This is a genomic window from Nocardioides sp., from assembly GCF_035697785.1.
GTDB lineage: Bacteria > Actinomycetota > Actinomycetes > Propionibacteriales > Nocardioidaceae > Nocardioides_B.
In genome coordinates this window covers 1-4,515 of record NZ_DASSCL010000082.1, presented here as the reverse complement: position 1 = coordinate 4,515, position 4,515 = coordinate 1, and the positions used below count along the sequence as shown (strand labels likewise).

General features: G+C 69.2%; 3 protein-coding genes and 1 pseudogene. All 4 read right to left on the bottom strand.

What is annotated here, in order from left to right; all coding sequences use genetic code 11:
- Positions 1–2,109, bottom strand: a 2,109-nt coding sequence (gene fusA / locus VFH10_RS08405) for an elongation factor G (RefSeq protein WP_325127665.1), incomplete at its 3' end; no start/stop codon positions are given.
- Between the two features lie 118 nt (positions 2,110–2,227).
- Complete coding sequence (gene rpsG, locus VFH10_RS08400) at positions 2,228–2,698, bottom strand: 30S ribosomal protein S7 (RefSeq protein WP_325127664.1); 471 nt, start codon at positions 2,696–2,698, stop codon at positions 2,228–2,230.
- Complete coding sequence (gene rpsL, locus VFH10_RS08395; RefSeq protein WP_221024385.1) at positions 2,698–3,072, bottom strand: 30S ribosomal protein S12; 375 nt, start codon at positions 3,070–3,072, stop codon at positions 2,698–2,700. The genes rpsG and rpsL overlap by 1 nt, the downstream gene beginning before the upstream one ends.
- A gap of 318 nt (positions 3,073–3,390) precedes the next feature.
- Positions 3,391–4,515: pseudogene (locus VFH10_RS08390) on the bottom strand ((Fe-S)-binding protein); the annotation flags it as partial.

Genomic DNA, 4,515 nt, shown 5'->3' with positions numbered 1-4,515 from the left:
CTCGCCGCGGACCTTCTTGATGATCTCGTCGGCGACGTTCTGCGGAACCTCGGCGTACGAGTCGAACTCCATCGAGTACGACGCCTGACCGGAGGTCTTGGACCTCAGATCGCCAACGTACCCGAACATCTCGGACAGCGGTACGAGGGCCTCGACGACCCGGTCGCCCGACCGCTCGAACATGGACTGCACCTGGCCGCGCCGGGAGTTGATGTCGCCGATCACGTCGCCCAGGAAGTTCTCCGGGGTGGTGACCTCGACCGCGAACATCGGCTCGAGCAGGACCGGCTTGGCCAGCCGCGCGGCCTCCTTGAACGCCTGGTTGCCGGCGATCTTGAAGGCGAGCTCGGAGGAGTCGACGTCGTGGTACGCGCCGTCCTCGAGGCTGACCTTGACGTCGACCATCGGGTAGCCGGCGAGGACGCCGAACTCCATGGCCTCCTGGGCGCCCTGGTCGACCGACGGGATGTACTCGCGCGGCACGCGACCACCGGTCACGTTGTTCACGAACTCGTAGCCCGCACCCTGGCCGGTCTCCGGGTCGATGCTGGGCTCGATCGTGATGAGCACCTTCGCGAACTGACCCGAACCACCCGTCTGCTTCTTGTGGGTGTAGGAGTGCTTCTCGACCTTCCTGCGGATCGTCTCGCGGTAGGCGACCTGCGGCTTGCCGACGGTGGCCTCGACGCGGAACTCGCGCTTCATCCGGTCGACGAGGATCTCCAGGTGGAGCTCGCCCATGCCGGCGATGATGGTCTGGCCGGTCTCCTCGTCCGCCTTGACGGTGAACGTGGGGTCCTCGTCGGAGAGCCGCTGGATCGCGGTGCCCAGCTTCTCCTGGTCGCCCTTGGTCTTCGGCTCGATGGCGACCTCGATGACCGGGGCCGGGAACGTCATCGACTCGAGGATCACCTGGTTGGCCGGGTCGCACAGGGTGTGACCGGTCTTGGTGTCCTTGAGGCCCATGACGGCGACGATCTGGCCGGCGCCGACCGACGCGATCTCCTCACGCTTGTTGGCGTGCATCTGGTAGACCTTGCCGATCCGCTCCTTGCGGCCGTTGACCGAGTTGACCACGGTCGAGCCGGCCTCGAGCTTGCCGGAGTACACGCGCACGTAGGTCAGCTTGCCGAGGTGCGGGTCGGCGGCGATCTTGTAGGCCAGGCCGGAGAACGGCTCGTCGTCGCGCGGCTGGCGGACGATGACTTTCTCCTCGTCCTTGACGTCGTGGCCCTGGATGCCCTCGATGTCGAGCGGCGAGGGGAGGTACTTCACGACCGCGTCGAGCAGCGGCTGGACGCCCTTGTTCTTGAACGCGGTGCCGCACAGGACCGGGTTGAGCTTGTCGGCGAGGGTGGCGCGACGGATCGCGGCCTCGAGCTGCTCCACCGAAGGCTCCTCGCCCTCGAGGTACATCTCCATGATCTCGTCGTCGGCCTCGGCCAGGGTCTCGAGGAAGCGCTCGCGCCACTCGGCGACCTGGTCGGCCATCGCGGCCGGGATCTCCTCGACCTCGTAGTCCTCGCCCATCGTGGTCTCGCCGCGCCAGGTGAGCGCGCGCATCCCGACCAGGTCGACGACACCGAGGAAGTCGGCCTCGGCGCCGATCGGAAGCTGCACCACCAGCGGGGTGGAGTTCAGGCGGTCGACCATCATGTCGACGCAGCGGAAGAAGTCCGCGCCGGTGCGGTCGAGCTTGTTGACGAAACACATCCGGGGCACGGAGTACTTGTTGGCCTGCCGCCACACCGTCATGGTCTGGGGCTCGACACCGGCGACACCGTCGAACACGGCCACGGCGCCGTCGAGGACGCGCAGCGAGCGCTCGACCTCGGCGGTGAAGTCCACGTGGCCGGGGGTGTCGATGATGTTGATCTGGTGGTCCTTCCACCAGCAGGTCGTCGCGGCCGACGTGATGGTGATGCCGCGCTCCTGCTCCTGCTCCATCCAGTCCATCGTGGCTGCGCCCTCGTGGACCTCACCGATCTTGTAGGTGATGCCGGTGTAGAACAGGATCCGCTCGGTGGTGGTGGTCTTGCCGGCGTCGATGTGCGCCATGATGCCGATGTTGCGGACCTTGTTGAGGTCGGTGGTGATGTCGACAGCCACTGGAGTGTTCCCTCGGGATCGGAAGTGCGTGTGGTGGGCCGACTGGTGAGCGGCACTCAGCCCCGTACGTCGGCCCGTACCCCGGTCTGGGGTCTCCTGCGACGTACAGGGCTCGTGGTCACCAGCGGTAGTGCGCGAAGGCCTTGTTGGACTCGGCCATCTTGTGGGTGTCCTCGCGACGCTTGACCGCGGCGCCGAGGCCGTTGGAGGCGTCGAGGATCTCGTTCATGAGGCGCTCGGCCATCGTCTTCTCACGACGCTGGGCGGAGTAGCCGACGAGCCAGCGCAGCGCGAGCGTCATCGAGCGGGGGCCGCGGACCTCGACGGGCACCTGGTAGGTCGCGCCACCGACGCGGCGGCTGCGGACCTCGAGGGCCGGCTTCACGTTGTCGAGCGCGCGCTTGAGGGTGACGACCGGATCGGTGCCGGTCTTCTCCTTGCAGCCCTCGAGCGCGGTGTAGACGATGCGCTGCGCGGTCTGCTTCTTGCCGTCCTTCAGGACCTTGCTGACCAGCTGCGTGACGACCTGGCTGCCGAAGACCGGGTCGACGTCGACCGGACGCTTCGGGGCGGGACCCTTGCGAGGCACTAGCTCTTCTCCTTCTTCGCGCCGTACCGGCTGCGAGCCTGCTTGCGGTTCTTCACACCCTGGGTGTCGAGGGAACCGCGGATGATCTTGTAGCGGACACCCGGAAGGTCCTTCACACGGCCGCCACGCACGAGCACGATCGAGTGCTCCTGCAGGTTGTGGCCCACGCCCGGGATGTAGGCCGTGACCTCGATGCCGCTGGACAGGCGCACGCGGGCGACCTTGCGGAGCGCGGAGTTCGGCTTCTTCGGGGTGGTGGTGTAGACACGCGTGCACACGCCGCGCCGCTGCGGAGAACCCTTCAGAGCGGGCGTCTTGTTCTTCGACACCTTGTCCTGGCGGCCCTTGCGGACCAACTGCTGGATGGTGGGCACCGCGTGGTTCCCCTTCGCTGTAGTACTCGATCTTCCGGATGAAGCTGTGGTGGTGCTGGGTTCGGCCGGCGGGCACACCCCCCGCGGTCGGGCGTGTCGCCCTGGCCACGGCTCGCCGACCCGATCTGCAAAATGGGGCGGCGGAGCGAGATGGAAATGCTGCTCGCGCAGTCACGAGACTCCCGTTTGCCTGGGAGCACGCGTGATGGCCTGGCTGTCCCAGGCACGATGAAAGAGATTACCGGCTCGCCGTAGCAGGGTCAAAACGGCCCCGACCGCGATGCGGTATAGGGGAAGGTGCCCCTTTCGACCCGGTTGTCACGACTGTACGTCGGCTCCGGCCGGCCGGGTCGGGCGGAGCAGCTCGGCGAGGTGCAGCGACCGGACGCCGGCGAGGTCGTCGAGCTGGGTCCGGCAGGAGAACCCGTCGGCCAACACCACCGCGCCGGGGCCGGCAGCCCGCACCGCGGGGAGCAGGTGCTGCTCGGCGACGGCGACCGAGACCTCGTAGTGCCCGCGCTCCACCCCGAAGTTGCCCGCAAGCCCGCAGCACCCGGCGACCCGGGTCACGGACGCACCGGTCCTGGCGAGCAGGGCCTCGTCGGTGGCCCAGCCGAGCACGCTCGTGTGGTGGCAGTGCGGCTGCACGACGACCTCGGTGCCGGAGAGGTCGGGCGGGCTCCAGCCGTCGACCCGGGACAGCGTCTCCGCGAGCGTCCGGGTGTTTTCCGCGACGGCGGCGGCACGGGGGTCGTCGAGCAGCTCGGGAACGTCGGAGCGCAGCGTCGCGAGGCAGGACGGCTCGAGCGCCACGACCGGGACCCCGGCCTCGGCGTACGGGTGCAGCACGTCGAGGGTGCGCCGCATCTCGCGCCGGGCGGCGCCGAGCTGACCGGTGCTGACCCAGGTGAGCCCGCAACAGGCCGTCCGGTCGATGACGCCGGCCCGCAGCCCCGCGCCCTCCAGCACCTCGAGCGCGGCACCCACGTGGTCGGGGGTGAAGTGGTCGGTGAACGTGTCCGCCCAGAGCACCACGTCCGGCGTACCCGCCGGGGGTCGATCCAGCCGGGACAGCCGCCTGGCGGTGACCGTCGCCGGCACCGGGATGCTGCGCCGCCGGTCGACCCCGGCGGCGGCCTTGGCGACGGTCTGCACCCAGCCGCGGCCGAGCACACCGGCGGCCACCCGGGCCGACGGCGACATGCGCAGCCATCTCGGCAGCGCGCCTAGGGCGTAGTGGCTGCGCGGGCGCAGCCTGCGCCGGTAGCGCTGGTGCAGCGCCTCCACCTTGTAGGTGGCCATGTCGATCCCGGTGGGGCAGTCGCGGGCGCAGCCCTTGCAGGCCAGGCACAGGTCCAACGCCTCGTGCACCTCCGCGGAGCGCCAGCCGTCGCCGACCAGCCGACCGTCGACCATCTCCTGGAGCACCCGCGCGCGTCCGCG